The following is a 15355-nucleotide window of genomic DNA, read 5'->3' as shown; positions in this document are numbered from 1 at the left end:
TCTTTGTTGCTATTCAGCACTTACATGAACTGTTTGTTCTTCGGTTTCTCTTTACGGCCATTGAGATCGTAAATTATCCCAATTATGGCAGCGATAGCGAAAGCCATCAAACCGGTTTTAGCCCATTAGCGCAAAACTTTTCCACACAGATCGTCCAGAAAAACTGTACAGCGGTCCAATTCGGCAAGTTCAATGAACTCATCCGGCTGATGTGCTTGGTCAATAGACCCAGGGCCGCAAACCACGGTCGAAAGGCCGTGTTCTTGGAATTGACCACCTTCGGTTGCGTAAACCACAACATGATGACCGTTATCGCCCGTTAAGCGGCGCACCAATTCTTCGGCTGTTCCATCACGTTCTTCGGCGAGGCCTGGAACAGTGGCCAGAACATCTATGTCGATCCTGCAATCTTTTGAGATGGCTTGCATGTCCGGCAAAACATGGGTTTTTGCAAAATCCTGGTAGGCTTTGATCCAGTCATGGATGTTTTCCCCCGGTAGCAGCCGGATGTCGGTCATGAATTCGCAGGACTGCGCCGTGATGTTGTGGGCTTTGCCTCCCTGGATCGTTCCGCAGTGCAAAGTGGTGTAGGGCGGTTCGAATGGGCATTCCGGATCGGCTTTGGCTTTGTTTTCCGCTGTGCGGTCATCAAGCCAGGAAATCAGCTTAACGGCGGCCGAAATCGCAGAAACACCCCGATGCAACTGGCTGGAGTGCACTGGATGGCCGTGAACTTGGGTTTTTAGAACCGCGATGCCCTTGTGTCCTGTGACAACCTTCATGTTGGTTGGTTCGCCAACAATGACAGCGGCAGGCTGAGGCCCGTTGGCAAGCATCGATTTGATCATCGGCGGCGCGCCAAAACAGCCGACTTCTTCATCATAGGACAAAGCGATGTGGACCGGTTTTGAGAGGCTCGCGGCGAGAAAATCAGGAACCTTTGCAAGGACAGTCGCGGCGAAACCTTTCATATCCGCTGTGCCACGCCCATAAAACCGGCCGTCTTCTACGCGGGCGGTAAAAGGATCCGAGGACCAGTTTTGACCTTCAACGGGCACCACATCAGTATGTGCGGACAGAACGATGCCGCCATCTACCAAGGGGCCAACCGTTGCAAACAAGGCGGCCTTTTCGCCTGTTTCATCCGGGACCTTATGAGATGTAACACCATGCGAAGAAAGATAGTCTTCTACAAAAGCAATTAGTTCGAGGTTGCTGCGGCTTGAAACCGTGTTGAATGACACAAGTTTCGCCAGCATTTCCTTCGGCGTATAGAGTTTCGGCACGCTTGCCCCAATTTTTATACGGGTATTTCCGTACCCGCTTCACCTGGCAGCAATAAACCATCCATTTGTTGAAGTGCAAAGATTTCAAGCGGCTTTTCTTTGCCGCGCACGCTGATTTCACACAGGCTATCCTCAGGTGCCGTCGCGCTTGCTGCGTCAATTACATCCTTGGAAACCACCAGAAAGCTGCCGTGGGTTTTGTTTTCCGTTTCCAGGCGGCTGGCTGTGTTCACAACATCGCCAAGAGCCGTCAATCCACCTCGTGAACCGTCGCTTCCTGCTGCGCCGATCCGTCCCAAAATGGCTTGGCCGAGATGCAGACCGACACCGAGCCGGATTGCGTCGCGGAACTGTGGGCCTTTTTCATCATTGAGAGCCTGCATCACCTTTTCTATCCGCCGGCACGCATTCAAAGCTTGGCGCGCTCCGGTTTCGGGCCCGGTCTGCATACCAAAAATCGCCATGATCCCGTCACCGATGAACTTGTCGACATGGCCGCTTTCTGCGCGGATGACGGCCGACACCCGGTCCAAATACTGATTGAGCAAAAAAACCACATCGTACGCCAGCTGCGCTTCTGTCATGCTGGTGAAATTTCTGAGGTCGACGAACATGATGACAACATCCTGCTCAACTCCCCAATAATAGGCGTCTTGAATATGAGTTTGACGGCCATTTTGGGATTTGACTGCCACCAAAGGCTGGACCTGAAGGTTTGATGCCGGCCGGATTTGGCAGGCAAGCCGGACATCTTCGGAGACACCGATCCGTTTCAAAACCGTAGTTTCTGCTGGACTTGGTTCCGGAAGGGTATCCAGGCCCTCAATCACTTTCACGCGGCAGGTTGAACACCGGGCGCGCCCACCGCAGACGGAGGCCAGTGGTACACCGTGCATCCGGCTGATTTCTAAAAGCGATGCCCCGGGCTGCGCTTTGACAGACAGGCCGCCTGGATAAGAAATGGAAACACCTCGGGAAAACCGGCTAGCAAGATAGCGGCCCAGGATCACCAGAAGACTGAAAATAACAATGCTGAAGAAAAACGCCCGGGCTTGATCTGTCAGCACGAATACCCAATCCCATTGATCTTGACTGACTTTCACTTTGACGTCTTTGGCCAAGGCGAGGCGCCGCGCCCCTTCAACAAACCCCCACAAGGCCAGAACCGGCCAGGCAATGGCCGCAGCAAGCGCACCATATTTGACCCGATGATAAATAGGATAAAGGCGCAGCCAGAAATGGAGCCCGATCATCGCATGGGTCCACACCACCAGCAGGAGAACGCCTTGCATGAACGCATTCATCGGCCAAAGAATGGTGAGCATCTGGTGATAGTTCGGAATGAAGCCGGTTTGCTTGGCCAGTCCCATGGTGACAATCACATGCGGGATCAACGTCCAGGGAATGTAAAGGCCCAGAACCAGCTGAGTGAATTCCCAGGGCGGCATTTTCAACGTGCGACGCTTGAATGTGCGCCAGAATGCCAGCACGACGTGGGTTAAGGCGGCGAAGAGAAGAACTGTCTCGCCTATTGGACCCCGCCAAATCCAGTAGTGCCAAAGCGAGGCCTTTTCCATCGCATTGACGGAGATAATACCCAACGCGTGATTGGAAAAATGGCTGAGGCAAAACAAAAACAGGATCAGACCGCTCCACAGTCTCAGCCTCTGACGCCAGTTTCCCTGTCCGGGTCTGGGGCGGGATACTGCTTTAACTGTTCGAGACAGCTTTGAAAGTGCAGTAGAATCGGTCACGAACTTGGATGCCTGTTTCGGTGCCTGAGGATGTGAACGGCAAATTGTTTGCAATTGAGTGCAGCTTGCAACGCCTTCGTCAAGACAGATGGTGACCGGTTCGTGGATTGTCGACGTGCAGCCTTGAAACCGCGCGGCCAAAAGGCAAAGGTGCCGCCAAACAATCAGCTACAGGATGGAGATCTATGAAGGTCTACGGCATCAAGAATTGCGATACGGTCAAAAAAGCGCGGAAATTCCTGGAAGAAGCGGGTGTGGACTACACGTTCCATGACTACAAGAAGGAGGGAGTCGACGCCGACAAACTGGCAAATTTTGTTGGTGAGTTTGGCTGGGACGCGGTTTTGAACAAACGCGGCACAACCTGGCGGCGCCTTGATGAGGCAACCCAGGACGGTGTTACGGATGCCAAAAGCGCGCTCGACGTGATGATTGATAATCCGTCTGTGATCAAACGGCCGATCGTTGAAGGCGAGTCCAAGAACTTCATTGGTTTTGATGCTGTGGCCTGGGAAATGGCTCTCGAGTTGGGCGAGCTGAAGTAGGGTGTGCAGACAGCGGTTGTTCCTGCCGCCGCCCCGGCCCTGAGCCGGGGTCTGTTGCATTGTGGTCCCGGCTCAAGGCCAGGACGGCGGCAAGTGCTTTCAATGAAAACGCCTATGAGGCATAGAGGAAACGGCAGGCCGAAGGCCAGAACCGTTTACCAAGTCCGGCGTGGGCCAGTGTCGATGTGATAGTGGCCTGAGGAATAGTGTTTGTAGCCGCCAACAGCCGGCTGGGACTTTAGAAAAGCGATTACAGACGACGGATTGCCGCCAACTGAGAAATCAACCGCCTGACAATTCAGATGGTAGGAATCCTTGGCGCCCCCCTTCCACCAGTTTTCCAGCCACCAGCGTTTGGTGGAATGCACGGTCACCTTGCCGTACCGTTTGGCGACTTTATTCAATACTTTCTTCAGCTTACGCGGAACACACCACGAAGAATCGTCGTAGTGGATGGAGTTGTGGGAGCCGGTCGCCCAGCCCAATCCGGTGACACCGGCAACCGAGCCGCAGCCCACCAGAACGGCGGACAAGCCCAAAAAAACAATCCAGGCCAAAAAACGCTGACGCATAACAAACAGCCTTGCAATCTTATGTGTGTCTGTCCCCCACCCGCAAAATTACCGGGCATTTGATTAAAATTTTAATGAAAGACGTGGTTAACCGGCGCTAGAAACAAATGTTTCAATCACTATGTATTTCTGATACAAATGTCACAAGCGCTTTCTATCAGCGCGCCTTTTGTTGGTCAGGTGCCCCAGAATGTCTCACGTATTTCCCCGTCATACCAAAGCCAAGCCGCCCATCGCAGTGCGTGGAGAAGGCTGCTATATCACTGATAATTCAGGAAAAAAGTATTTTGACGGTTCTGGTGGAGCCGCAGTGTCGTGCCTCGGTCACAACGATCCGGATGTGATCGCAGCCATCAAGGGGCAAGTCGATCAGATCGCGTTTGCCCACACAGGGTTTTTCACCTCGGAACCTGCCGAACAGCTTGCGGACTTATTGATTGAGCATGCGCCAGGCGATCTCGACCGGGTATATTTTGTTTCCGGCGGGTCTGAGGCCGTAGAGGCTGCGCTCAAGCTGGCGCGCCAGTATTTTCTGGAGAAGGGTGAAACTTCCCGGCACCGGGTGATTGCCCGTAGGCAGAGTTATCACGGCAACACGCTCGGCGCGCTGGCAACCGGCGGCAATCAATGGCGGCGGGAGCCGTTTTCGCCGCTGATGATTGAAACTTCTCATATTTCTCCGTGTTTTGAGTACCGGGGCCGGCAAGACGACGAAACAGCGTTTGAGTACGGTCGACGGGTTGCCAATGAACTGGAGACTGAAATCCAGCGGTTGGGCGCGGAAAATGTCATGGCCTTTGTCGCCGAACCGGTGGTCGGTGCAACGGCCGGGGCCGTGGCGCCTGTCGAAGGCTATTTCAAACGAATCCGTGAGATTTGCGACCACTACGGTATCCTGCTGATCCTGGATGAGGTCATGTGCGGCATGGGCCGGACAGGAACCCTGTTTGCGTGTGAACAAGACGGGATCGCTCCGGACATCCTGACCATCGCCAAGGGTCTTGGAGCTGGCTACCAGCCAATCGGGGCCATGCTGTGTACCTCGGAAATCTATGAAGCGATTGAGAATGGAACCGGGTTTTTCCAGCACGGCCATACCTACATCGGCCATCCGACAGCCTGTGCCGCAGCTGTCGCTGTCTTGAAAAAGCTGACTGGTGGTGTTGCCGCCGGTGTCGCACCGCTCGGCGGCAAACTGGATGCTGCACTGAAAGACGCTTTCGGTCAGCACCCCCATGTTGGCGACATTCGAGGACGCGGACTGTTCCGGGGCATTGAACTGGTTGAAGACCGGGGATCAAAAGCCCCCTTCGATCCGAAGCGTGGCATCAACAAGGCGCTCAAGAAGGCGGCCTTTGAAGCCGGGCTAATCTGTTATCCGATGGGCGGTACAATTGACGGGGTTAACGGAGATCACATTCTGTTGGCTCCGCCGTTTATCATCGACGACAGCCACATCTCCGAAATCACAGACAAACTTCAAACAGCGTTCAAGGCCGTTTTCTGATCATGAGACTTGAGAAAGACGTGGCTCCGCTGCCATTGATCATGGTGGCGCCAAATGGCGCACGCCGGACGAAGGCCGATCACCAAGCTTTGCCCATGTCCATTCGGGATACCGTGGATACCGCGGTGGCTTGTTTTAAAGCCGGCGCCGGCGCCATCCATGCGCATGTCCGCGATGACAGCGGAGGTCATGTTCTGGACGCGGACCGGTATCAAGAATTGCTGTCAGAGCTGGCATCGGCTGCACCGCATATGCAGGTTCAAATCACCACGGAAGCTGTCGGGAAATACACGCCGGATGAGCAACGGCAGCTGGTGCGGGCGGTCAAGCCATCGTTTGTTTCGATCGCGGTTCGGGAAATGGTTCCTGATAACAACACAGATGCCGCTGCAGTCTTTTATGAAGAGGTATTGAAGGACGGCTGTACGGTGCAGCACATCCTTTATAGTCCGGAGGATCTCGACCGGTTTTTTGATCTGGTCGAAAGCGGCGTGATACCCGGAAATGGGCATCAGATATTGCTCGTCCTCGGTCGGTATTCCAGCAATCAGGAAAGCGCGCCGGAGGACTTGGAGCCGTTTTTGGAGCGGCTAGAAGCCCGGGGTAACGGCAATAGAATCGATTGGGCGGTTTGTGCCTTTGGCCATCGGGAAACCGAATGTTTGGTGCATGCCATTCAAAAGGGCGGCAAGGCTCGGATCGGATTTGAAAACAGTCTTTGGAACCGCGACGGCGCGTGTGCAAACGACAACGCTGACAGAGTAAAGGATCTGGTGGCGGCGCTGGAAGAAAAGAACATTTCAGTTCTCTAGGAGCGCCCCATTCAAGCGAAACAGTTGCTAGGCGGCCAGTCCGTCCGATCCTGCCGGAACCTCAAGCCCGTCCTTTTTCAGCTCCGCGACTACCCAGTCGCAGAACAGCCGGATTTTCCGGCTGTTTTTGTTTTGCGGCGGATAACTCAGCAACCAGGATTCATTCGGGTGTTCGCAGACCAGCTCAAATGGCTGAATCAGCCGTCCGGACTGCAGTGCATCGCGGCAAAAATAGGGGGTCAGGATCGCAGCCCCCTGCCCGGCCAGCGCCCGGTTGGCCTCCAGCGCCTGAGATCCCATACGGGATTCCGGCCAGCGGCTCAGATCGGGATCGGGCAATCCAGCAGCAGTGAACCACATACACCACCAGGGATCGCCGGGGTCGATGATCGGTATTTTGAGAAGATCCTCTAGCGTGTGAATACCGCCGATGTTGGCAGCAAGTTCCGGCGCGACCAGCGGTGTAAACTCAGCTTTGACCAGCGGTAGGGTGACAGAGCCTTCCGGGGGCGGAAAACAGGCCGATATAGTCACATCGGCGCAGTCAAAAGTCGGTTTTTCCCACGGCCCGTAGGGAACGATTCTAACCGCCAGATCCGGGTTTTTCATCTGGAACTCAAACAGCCGGGACCCCAGCCAGTTCATGGCAAAAGTTGTGTTGCTGTTGATGACCAGTTCGTTTGCATGGGTACCGCGCACATCCTCGAACGCAGTCCGCAGCCTCTCAAAACCGTCCACAACCCCTTCTGCAAGCTGCGCTCCTTTGGCCGTCAGCTCTATCTTGCGGGGTTTGCGTTCAAACACGGCAAAACCGAGTTTTTCTTCCAGAAGCTTGATCTGGTAGCTGACCGCTGCCTGGGTCATGCCCAGTTCCTCACCTGCCTTGGTGAAGCTCAGGTGCCGGCTGACGGCTTCAAAGGCCCGGATTGCGGGCAGAGGGGGAAGGGACTGTGCCATACATAAATACTCCTTATGCATGCCTATCGTCTTTTCATTGGTCAATCAATGATGGAGGGACAATATTGATTTATACAAATGCAATTCAAAAAACGAGTTGAGCTATGCCTAGAGCAGATTCAATCCCTGTGAAAGACCAGGGGAACAGGAAAAGTGTATTAACCGGACTTATTCAAAGTCTGATTGGACCAAGTTGGGCTGGGCGGCGGAAGCTGGTCCAAATTTGCGACCTGCCGCCGGATCTACGCCGTGATATTGGCTTTGAACCGCCGGTCCGCGCGCGCCTCAGTTTCGAAGACAAATGGCACCAGGAAATTGATCGGCTGAGGCGGTAATGCTCATATTACAATGGTGCACATGCCTGCTGGGCTGGCGTCTATCAGTTTGGATCAGCGATACTTCTCATGGATGCGCGTGTAAGTCTGATCAGCCTTGATTCGAGCCAGCCCGGCATTAAACCATTGCCGCAGTTCACTTGAGCGCGGGTGTTTGCGGGAAAAACAAAGATGATAGTCCCAGATAACAAAAGGTTTGAAAGCGAACTTATTTCTTAGCCCGAGCTGTTTGAGGATGTAGTCCCCGGCTGCCTTGCCGGTGTAAACAAAATCGACACGATTGAGCTCCAGCATTTTGAAGCCTGTTTCATCGGAGGGAATGTCGACAAGAACTGCGCCATTGTCTTTCAAAGTGGCATTCGGCGCATATTCCAAAACGGAGGCAACGCGGTAGCCAGCAAGATCAGGCATATTCCTGATTTCATCTACCGGAAAATCGTTTTGATAAAATATTCCATAAGCTTCCCGGCTTATGGGCTCGCTGAAAAGATAGTGTTTTGCCCGGTCTTCGGTGCGGGCGCAGGTGAGCAAACCGGGATGATTTCCGATTTCCGTTTCGTGGACTGCGCGTGACCACGGAACATAGACGATTTTGGCATGCACGTTCTGGCGTTTGAACACTTCCATTGTGACTTCATGATCAAAGCCATGCAGGCTATCTATCGGCTCTTCAATATCGAACGGCGGGTAGTTTGTCGCCAAAATGATCGTTGGAGTGCGAGTATCTGCGGTGGCCGTTATCGCCGTCAAAAAAACTGCGGGAACGGCAATAAGAATTCGGAACCAAGGCTTGCGACCCAACAGATTGTTCCTCAGTTATACCTGATAGAAGAGCTGTATTTGAGCATGTGTGCAGATCGCAATAAATTGGCAGTTTTTCGGGACTTGGTGTTTGAGGCGTTGAAAATCGACAGGAATTGTCTCCGGCAGATCGAATAATTGGCTTCAAAAGCTCCTGCTGTCCGCGAGGCAGTGAAGTCTGCGGCTATCAGACGGTTTCACACCAGATTGTGCTCCCGTTGGCTGCGGCAAATCATAGATTTGAGCTCTACAGCATTAACGCCCAAATGGTCGCCGCGAGCATTGTAAAGGCCATCAACACAGTGATCGCCCGCATCAAACGGCCTTCGCCGACGATCGCCAGAATGGATACCCCAGCCAGGGCCCAAAGAGAGTGAAACACGAGCCCGCCGAGCACAAAACCGGTGGTCAGAATGATCGCGTTTTCATGAACGCTGAGACCATTGCCAGCAAGAAAGGTTGTGAAGGCAACCATGTTCATGGCCCAAGTCTTCGGGCTGAGCGGGTGGATCAAAAGCCCCTCCCAAAAACTGGGCAAAGACACTTCACCTTTGGGTTTTACGCTCAAAGACACAATCCGCCAGGCAAGGTAGGTCATATAGGCCATGCTGAGGATTTTGAAGGCCAATACAATCGGCCCGCCGTTGGCCATCACATGACCAAGACCGTACGCAACACTCAGTTTCAGCGGAAGAGAACCGATTTGTGATGCAACAATAACCGGGAATGCAGAACGGTAGCCAGCCGCCGCACCAATGGCCAAGAAGGTCAGGTTTCCCGGGCCAGGCGTGCCGGTCATAACGATAATAAATAGGGCGAAGGCCGTTAAGGTGGCGATATCCATCAGGGACTCATTCAATTTCGATACAATCGATACAAAGTGCTCAAAACAACCACTGACTTGAAAAAATGTATGGGTCAATGATAACATTGTTCTCATGACAATGTGGGTTCCTGCGATCGATACGGCTTCTGGGCCGATTTACCTGGCAATTGCCGATGCGCTGGAGGCGGATATTCTGGCGGGCAGTTTGGCCCGAGGAGACCGCCTGCCGCCGCAACGCGAGCTTGCCTATCAACTTGGCATAACGCTGGGCACGGTGACGCGCGCCTACGCCGAAGCGGAGCGCCGCCGGCTGGTCAAAGGTGAAACAGGACGCGGCACTTATGTGGCGCCGGAAAGTCAGAAGATTTCGCCATTGATCCCGAAAGAAGGCGAACCGGACAGTTGTGACTTAGCGCGCAATTTCGCCTATCCGCATCTCAATCCCAGCCTGTCGGATGGGTTGGTTCGTATGGCGAAAACGCACGGGATTGAGCGTCTCAATGGGTTTGTACCGTCGGAAGGGCTAATGGCGCACCGGGAAACCGGGGTCTTGGTGTTTAAGGATTATGGGCTGGATGCCGATCCGGACCGGGTCGCCGTCACTTGCGGTGCTCAGCATGGGATCCAGGTTACGTGTCAGGCGCTGTTTCTGCCCGGCGATGCCGTCGCGGTCGATCAGTTCACCTATCCGTCGATATTCAGTTCCTTGGCAGCGCTCGGCTTGAAGGCCGTTCCTGTGCCTGCCTTGCAGCGGGCTGATGGAGGTCTTGGGGCGATGGATCCGGATGCCCTGGCGCAAGCGGCTAGCTTGCATCACGTGAAGGGCGTCTTTTTAATGCCCAATATGCAAAACCCGACCACCCACACCATGTCCTGTGAAGAGCGCAATGCCTTGGTCGATGTGGCAAGGGCGCACGATCTGAAGATCATAGAAGATGATCCCTACACCCCATTTCTCACCGAAACTTTGCCGGCTTTTGGCGCATTGGCGCCGGAGCGGACTGCTTCCATTGCCAGTATTTCAAAAGTCTGTTCTCCGGGAAGCCGGATCGGTTTTGTGCACGTTCCTGCACCCTTCGGCGATTCTATCCGAAACAAAATCGGTGAAAGTACTTGGATGGCATCGCCAATTACGGCCGAGCTGATTTCGGGCTGGGTCCGCGAAGGTCAGCTGGCGAAGGCTTTGCGTGTAAAGCGGCGGGCCAACAGTGTCCGGTTTGAAGTGGCCCGTAAGATTCTAGAACCGCATTTCCTGCAAAGTGGCAGTCAAAAGGTCTTTGGCTGGTTGGCTCTGCCACCGGATGTTGATCCCGATGCGCTTCAAGCCGCGCTGTCGCATCAGGATATCTCGGTGCTGTCCGCCCGGTATTTCCAAACCAAAGGACAAAAACCAGCACCCTATATCCGCATCACGTTCGGATCAGAAGAAAGCGACGAGCGGTTCCGCTGGGCACTTGAGCGGATAAAGGCGACAATCGCTGAGTTTTCTGAGCCACCGGACCTTACTCGTCCTGTGGGGTAACAACCTGCCTTGTTATAGGGGAAGGGCCTAGTCAAAGCGGCGATGTTTGCATCCAAATTGATGTGGATGTTTTGACATCAATAGCGTTCCAGACGATAAGCGGCGCAAACGTAGCGGCAACATATCAGCCGCTCGGCTAGTGCGTGGCAGGAACCGATGGTGCTTTGGCGCTCAAAAAAACAAGATAAAAAAGCTGGAGCCTGCAATCCAACCGCGTCGCCCTATGCCCGGTTCGATCAAGCCGGATTGACGCTGGGTGGCCGGGAGATCTTGCGTGATCTCAACCTGACGCTTGATGAACACCGCATTGGGGTGATTGGTCTGAATGGGTCCGGCAAAAGCAGTTTTGTGCGTTTGTTGAATGGGCTCCATTTGGCCGACAGCGGCCGCGTGACGTTGTTTGGCGCCGAAGCAGCGGACGTGCGCAGCGAGCTGCCGCGCCATGTCGGCTTTGTTTTTCAAAACCCGGATCATCAGGCAATTTTTCCAACTGTTGAAGAAGAAATTGCTTTCGGCCTAACCCAGCTCGGTGCCACCAAACAGGAAGCCCAGACGCAAGCGTTGGAATTTCTCGATCAGCATGGCTGCAGCGGCCTTGCCGCCATGCCCTTTGCCGAGTTGTCGGGTGGACAAAAGCAGCTGATTTGTATTCTGGCGGTTCTGGTGATGAATCCCGGTGTCTTGGTCCTGGACGAACCAATGACAAGCCTGGATGCCCTTGCGTCGCGCCGGATTTTTGACAAGCTCATGTCACTGCCGCAGCGCATTGTTATGGTCAGTCACAACATAAGCCTGCTTCAAGGGTTTGACCGGATACTGTGGCTGGAAGACGGTCGCGTGAGGATGGATGGTCCGGCTGCAAAGGTGATTGCTGCTTACCAGGCTGATATCGAACGCCGGTCCGGCACCTTTATGGAGGTGGCCGCAATATGATGTCGGTCTACCTATCTGGTCAAAGTTGGGCGCACCGCCTGCCGGCCGGGCTGAAGCTGCTTGTAGTGGCAATTGGCAGTCTTTTGTTGTTCAAGACCCAGACCATCTGGGTGTTTCTGGTCTGTTTTGCAGCTGTGCTCGCTGCCTATGTGTCCTTGGGGCGGGGCGGTGTCGAGCGGCTGCGGCTGCTCAAGGGGCTATCGATCTTTCTGGCGGCTATTCTGGCGCTGCATTGGTTGTCTGGGACGGTTATGGAAGGCATCGCTGCTGTTTTGCGGCTTTGCGTTATGGTGCTTGCGGCCAGCTTTGTCTCGATGACAACGCGTATGGATGATATGCTTGCTGCGGTGATGCCGCTCTTCCGGCCGCTTGAGTGGCTCGGGTTTTCCGCCCGCAAGCCGGCACTTGGGGTGACTCTGGTTTTGCGCTTTGCGCCGCACCTGATCGAAATTTTCGGGATGTTGCGGGAAGCCTTCCAGGCGAGAACCGGGCAAAAGACATCTTGGCGGCTGATTGCACCGTTTGCGCTGCAGGCGCTTAAGATGTCAGACAATGTGTCGGAAGCTTTGGCAGCCCGGGGCGGATCGGAAGGAATGGCGCCCCGCTGACGGGTGTGGAGGAATTTAGCAGGCCGCAATTCAATCAAAGACAATGGGCCAGCTGAAAAGGGAATGGAGCCGGGCAAATGTGGGTGCTGGGCTCTTGAACAATGAAACAACGAAGTCGAGAAAGAAGGTAAAAACTCCCATGGCAGATCGTTCTCTGGTTCACATTGCTTTTTATGCAGCTTTGATCGCTGCGCTTGGTTTGTTGCCGCCGGTTGCAATTCCGTTTCTTGGGGGTGTTCCGATCACCGCGCAAACGCTCGGCGTCATGCTCGCCGGCGTGATGCTTGGTCCGGTCCGCGGCGGCCTTGCTGTCCTTCTGTTTCTGTTCCTTGTTGCGTTGGGCGCGCCATTCCTGGCCGGTGGCCGTGGCGGTCTCGGGGTTTTTGCCGGCCCGTCCGTCGGCTTCTTGATCGGTTGGCCGGTTGGGGCGTTTGTTGCCGGTCTGATCATGCGCGCAACACCCAATTCCAGCATGTTGGTGTCCTCCGCAGTCGCTGCGGCCGTTGGCGGCATTCTGGTTGTCTACGCCTTCGGCATTCCAGGTATTTCGATCATGACCGGTTTGTCTTTGGCTAAAGCGGCCTTGGGCAGCGCCGTCTACATTCCTGGCGACTTGATCAAGGTGGCGATTACTGCCGTCGTTGCTCAGACAATTGCACGTGGTTTGCCGGGCGCAGTCCTGTCACGGTCTTAATCCTGAGATCTTTGGGACCCGGCGCCGGATGGCTTATATCGGCGAACACCTGGAAACTTCAGCGTGGCACCATCCGAACAGTGCCGCGCTGAAATGCGCGTCCACCAATTTGACGTGGAACGGATTTTTTGACGCGGTTCAAAAGCTTGAGGCCGCTGTCCTGGCGCTAACTGTGCCTGGCGCGCGCGTGGCACTTCTTCTTTCAGATCCCGCGGCAACTCTCGTTTGTTTTTTTGCCTGTGCACGTGCTGGCCGGATTGCCATGATTATGGAGGCCTCTTGGCCAAAGTCGCGAATTCAGGAGTTGATCGCGGCAACACAGCCAGCCCTTTGTATTGATGACGCTGAGTATCAGGCGCTCTGGCAAAAAAATGAAAAAATGGCTGACGCGAATGGTCCGACCTTGGCTCTTATACAAAAGGCTCCGCCACCAGATTGCTCCGACTTTTATGCCGGCTTCACATCCGGTTCGACCGGCCTTCCAAAAGGGTATGTGAGGTCGCACCGCTCGTGGTTGGAGAGTTTCCGGCTGAGTGATGTTGATTTTGACCAAATACACCCGCACCGGATTGTTCTTGCTGGTGGTGTGAGCCATTCCCTCCATCTTTATGGCGCGGCGCATGGGCTTCATCGAGGGATCTCGGTAACGCTAATGCCGCAGTTTGATCCACGAACGGTTCTTGCCGAATTGCAGGCAGATGGCGGCGGCGCGGCGCTTTATGCAACGCCGACCCAACTGCAGCTGATTGTTGAAGCCGCACGCCGGACGGGGCCGCTGGAGTGCGTACCCCTGGTCTTTTGCAGCGGCGCAAAATGGTCCGGAGAGGCCCGCACCGCGCTTACAAAGGTATTCCCGAATGCCCGGTTGGTAGAGTTCTACGGCGCGTCTGAAACAAGTTTCATCAGTTTTGCCCGTAGCGGCGAAGAACTGCCACTTGGATCTGTCGGACGCCCGGCGGATGGTGTTGAAGTGGCCATTGGTGATCCGGCTGATCCAGCAGCGGCCGGGGTATCCGGTCCGGTTTGGGTGAAAAGCGCCCTTCTTTTCAGGGACTATATTTGCGGCACTGCGCCGGAAACAAAGTGGCAAGACGGTTGGCTGACCTTTGGAGATCACGGTTTTCTGGATGAGGATGGTTTTTTGTTCCTATCCGGACGTGGGAACCGGATGGTCATTACCTCTGGGCTGAATGTCTATCCGGAAGAGATTGAAGCGGCCCTTCTCCAGCATCCGGATGTTTCCGGGGCAGTTGTCTTGGGTCTTGATGATTCATTGCGTGGCCAAAGGCTCGAAGCTGTTGTTGAACTTAAAACAGCTCTTGAAGACCCTGAACGCGCGCTGGCGGATCATTGCAGGGCACGTGTTGGGCGTGCCAAATGTCCGAAGCGGTTTCACATCAGAGATAAACTGCCTCTGACCGCGGGCGGCAAACCCGACATTCCCGCTATAAAGGACAGTCTAGATTGTGAACAGTCAGGGGTCCGGCAGATGGAAAGCCAGGCCCTATGACGCGCCGCGCCGTTGTCATTGCAGCGCGTAGAACTCCGGTCGCCCCAAGGGGCGGCAGCCTCAGTCACCTTCAGGCCGATGAATTGGCAGCGCCAGTCCTCGACAAACTTGTTGAAGACGCCGGCCTTGATCACACATCAGTCGACCACGTTCTTCTGGGAAATGCGCTGTATGCCGGGGGCAACCCGGCGCGCATGGCCGCGCTTCGCGCCGGATTGCCTGAAACCGTTCCGGCTTTGACCCTCGACACTCAATGCTGCTCGGGCCTGGATGCGATCATCATGGCGGCCCGGTTGATCGAAGCGGGCGCTGCCGAGTGTGTCTTGGCTGGAGGTACGGAGAGTTTCAGCCGGGCACCCCTGCGACTGCATCGGCCCCTTGCGCCTGTGTCTGAGCCGATCGCCTATAGCCGCCCGCCTTTTGCGCCGCCTCCGTTTTCCGATCCGGACCTAACAGAAGCCGCTGCCGAGCTTGCGAACCGATATGAACTTTGCCGAACCGCTCAGGCAGAATTTGCGGTTGGCTCACATGATAAAGCGCGTGCTGCGGCCGCTAGCATCGGCGATAGACTGGTGCATTGTCCGGGCAGCGATCTAAAGACTGACAGTTTTACACGCGGCCTTACGAGCCGGACAGCGCTGCGCGCGCCCGTCCTCGCAGGAAATCAATCAACTGGTCTCACTGCCGCAACAA

15 protein-coding genes (1 of these 15 running past the window's edge) are annotated in these 15355 nt (G+C 54.9%); 9 read left to right on the top strand and 6 right to left on the bottom strand.

The genetic code is table 11. From position 1 onward, the window contains the following. Nucleotides 1–125 precede the first annotated feature (125 nt). The gene (gene argE / locus ACOOFE_RS26360; protein ID WP_420412767.1) at nt 126–1286 is read right to left on the bottom strand and encodes an acetylornithine deacetylase; all 1161 of its coding nucleotides are present in this window, start codon (nt 1284–1286) and stop codon (nt 126–128) included. 14 nt (nt 1287–1300) lie between these two features. Then, nucleotides 1301–2734, bottom strand: a complete 1434-nt coding sequence (locus ACOOFE_RS26355; protein ID WP_420412766.1) for an adenylate/guanylate cyclase domain-containing protein — start codon at nt 2732–2734, stop codon at nt 1301–1303. Nucleotides 2735–3225: 491 nt separating this feature from the next. Here ACOOFE_RS26355 and ACOOFE_RS26350 point away from each other — a divergent pair, with 491 nt between their 5' ends. Further along, a complete protein-coding gene (locus tag ACOOFE_RS26350) occupies nt 3226–3585 on the top strand; it encodes an ArsC family reductase (protein ID WP_420412765.1) in 360 nt (119 codons plus the stop codon). 155 nt (nt 3586–3740) lie between these two features. On the opposite strand, the gene ACOOFE_RS26345 is transcribed toward ACOOFE_RS26350, so the two are convergent. Continuing rightward, nucleotides 3741–4157, bottom strand: a complete 417-nt coding sequence (locus ACOOFE_RS26345) for a YcbK family protein (RefSeq protein ID WP_420412764.1) — start codon at nt 4155–4157, stop codon at nt 3741–3743. Nucleotides 4158–4347: 190 nt separating this feature from the next. Here ACOOFE_RS26345 and ACOOFE_RS26340 point away from each other — a divergent pair, with 190 nt between their 5' ends. Together ACOOFE_RS26340 and ACOOFE_RS26335 are read left to right on the top strand one after the other, a co-directional pair. Beyond that, entirely contained in the window at nt 4348–5664 is a 1317-nt protein-coding gene (locus tag ACOOFE_RS26340) for an aspartate aminotransferase family protein (protein ID WP_420412763.1), read from the top strand. Between the two features lie 2 nt (nt 5665–5666). Next, nucleotides 5667–6476, top strand: coding sequence for a 3-keto-5-aminohexanoate cleavage protein (locus tag ACOOFE_RS26335; RefSeq protein WP_420412762.1), 810 nt, complete (start codon nt 5667–5669; stop codon nt 6474–6476). A 27-nt stretch (nt 6477–6503) separates the two neighbouring features. Here ACOOFE_RS26335 and ACOOFE_RS26330 read toward each other — a convergent pair whose 3' ends face one another. The 3 genes from ACOOFE_RS26330 to ACOOFE_RS26320 all read right to left on the bottom strand — a co-directional run bounded on the left by ACOOFE_RS26330 (nt 6504) and on the right by ACOOFE_RS26320 (nt 9413). Beyond that, the gene (locus tag ACOOFE_RS26330; RefSeq protein WP_420412761.1) at nt 6504–7433 is read right to left on the bottom strand and encodes a LysR family transcriptional regulator; all 930 of its coding nucleotides are present in this window, start codon (nt 7431–7433) and stop codon (nt 6504–6506) included. A 389-nt stretch (nt 7434–7822) separates the two neighbouring features. Then, nucleotides 7823–8518, bottom strand: coding sequence for a substrate-binding periplasmic protein (locus ACOOFE_RS26325; protein ID WP_420412760.1), 696 nt, complete (start codon nt 8516–8518; stop codon nt 7823–7825). Between the two features lie 298 nt (nt 8519–8816). Beyond that, complete coding sequence (locus tag ACOOFE_RS26320) at nt 8817–9413, bottom strand: LysE family translocator (RefSeq protein ID WP_420412759.1); 597 nt, start codon at nt 9411–9413, stop codon at nt 8817–8819. Nucleotides 9414–9507: 94 nt separating this feature from the next. On the opposite strand from ACOOFE_RS26320, the gene ACOOFE_RS26315 reads away from it, so the two are divergent. From ACOOFE_RS26315 to ACOOFE_RS26290, 6 genes are all read left to right on the top strand, one after another. After that, nucleotides 9508–10917 carry a PLP-dependent aminotransferase family protein gene (locus ACOOFE_RS26315; RefSeq protein ID WP_420412758.1) on the top strand — a complete coding sequence of 470 codons (1410 nt, stop codon included), beginning with the start codon at nt 9508–9510 and terminating at the stop codon, nt 10915–10917. A gap of 156 nt (nt 10918–11073) precedes the next feature. Then, the gene (locus ACOOFE_RS26310) at nt 11074–11850 is read left to right on the top strand and encodes an energy-coupling factor ABC transporter ATP-binding protein (protein ID WP_420412757.1); all 777 of its coding nucleotides are present in this window, start codon (nt 11074–11076) and stop codon (nt 11848–11850) included. Next, the gene (locus tag ACOOFE_RS26305; protein ID WP_420412756.1) at nt 11847–12458 is read left to right on the top strand and encodes an energy-coupling factor transporter transmembrane component T family protein; all 612 of its coding nucleotides are present in this window, start codon (nt 11847–11849) and stop codon (nt 12456–12458) included. The genes ACOOFE_RS26310 and ACOOFE_RS26305 overlap by 4 nt, the downstream gene beginning before the upstream one ends. A 139-nt stretch (nt 12459–12597) precedes the next feature. Beyond that, a complete protein-coding gene (locus tag ACOOFE_RS26300; RefSeq protein WP_141184183.1) occupies nt 12598–13152 on the top strand; it encodes a biotin transporter BioY in 555 nt (184 codons plus the stop codon). Between the two features lie 28 nt (nt 13153–13180). Next, on the top strand, nt 13181–14662 hold the full coding sequence (locus ACOOFE_RS26295) for an AMP-binding protein (RefSeq protein WP_420412755.1): 1482 nt from the start codon (nt 13181–13183) through the stop codon (nt 14660–14662). Next, on the top strand, nt 14659–15355 hold the 5' portion of the coding sequence (locus ACOOFE_RS26290) for a thiolase family protein (RefSeq protein ID WP_420412754.1). The gene runs 473 nt beyond the window's last position; the window shows 697 of its 1170 coding nt (coding positions 1–697); the start codon lies at nt 14659–14661; its stop codon lies beyond the right edge, outside the window. The genes ACOOFE_RS26295 and ACOOFE_RS26290 overlap by 4 nt, the downstream gene beginning before the upstream one ends.

This window comes from Roseibium sp. (assembly GCF_965216085.1).
In the GTDB taxonomy this organism is placed as follows: domain Bacteria; phylum Pseudomonadota; class Alphaproteobacteria; order Rhizobiales; family Stappiaceae; genus Roseibium.
This window is presented reverse-complemented; position numbering and strand designations above follow the sequence as displayed.

Bases quoted from the DNA above. Each gene is read 5' to 3' on its own strand.
- ACOOFE_RS26355 (WP_420412766.1), bottom strand. From the start codon at position 2,734: ATGCCGCCCTGGGAATTCACTCAGCTGGTTCTGGGCCTTTACATTCCC.
- ACOOFE_RS26350 (WP_420412765.1), top strand. From the start codon at position 3,226: ATGAAGGTCTACGGCATCAAGAATTGCGATACGGTCAAAAAAGCGCGG.
- ACOOFE_RS26345 (WP_420412764.1), bottom strand. From the start codon at position 4,157: ATGCGTCAGCGTTTTTTGGCCTGGATTGTTTTTTTGGGCTTGTCCGCC.
- ACOOFE_RS26340 (WP_420412763.1), top strand. From the start codon at position 4,348: ATGTCTCACGTATTTCCCCGTCATACCAAAGCCAAGCCGCCCATCGCA.
- ACOOFE_RS26335 (WP_420412762.1), top strand. From the start codon at position 5,667: ATGAGACTTGAGAAAGACGTGGCTCCGCTGCCATTGATCATGGTGGCG.
- ACOOFE_RS26330 (WP_420412761.1), bottom strand. From the start codon at position 7,433: ATGGCACAGTCCCTTCCCCCTCTGCCCGCAATCCGGGCCTTTGAAGCC.
- ACOOFE_RS26320 (WP_420412759.1), bottom strand. From the start codon at position 9,413: ATGGATATCGCCACCTTAACGGCCTTCGCCCTATTTATTATCGTTATG.
- ACOOFE_RS26315 (WP_420412758.1), top strand. From the start codon at position 9,508: ATGACAATGTGGGTTCCTGCGATCGATACGGCTTCTGGGCCGATTTAC.
- ACOOFE_RS26310 (WP_420412757.1), top strand. From the start codon at position 11,074: ATGGTGCTTTGGCGCTCAAAAAAACAAGATAAAAAAGCTGGAGCCTGC.
- ACOOFE_RS26305 (WP_420412756.1), top strand. From the start codon at position 11,847: ATGATGTCGGTCTACCTATCTGGTCAAAGTTGGGCGCACCGCCTGCCG.
- ACOOFE_RS26300 (WP_141184183.1), top strand. From the start codon at position 12,598: ATGGCAGATCGTTCTCTGGTTCACATTGCTTTTTATGCAGCTTTGATC.
- ACOOFE_RS26295 (WP_420412755.1), top strand. From the start codon at position 13,181: ATGGCTTATATCGGCGAACACCTGGAAACTTCAGCGTGGCACCATCCG.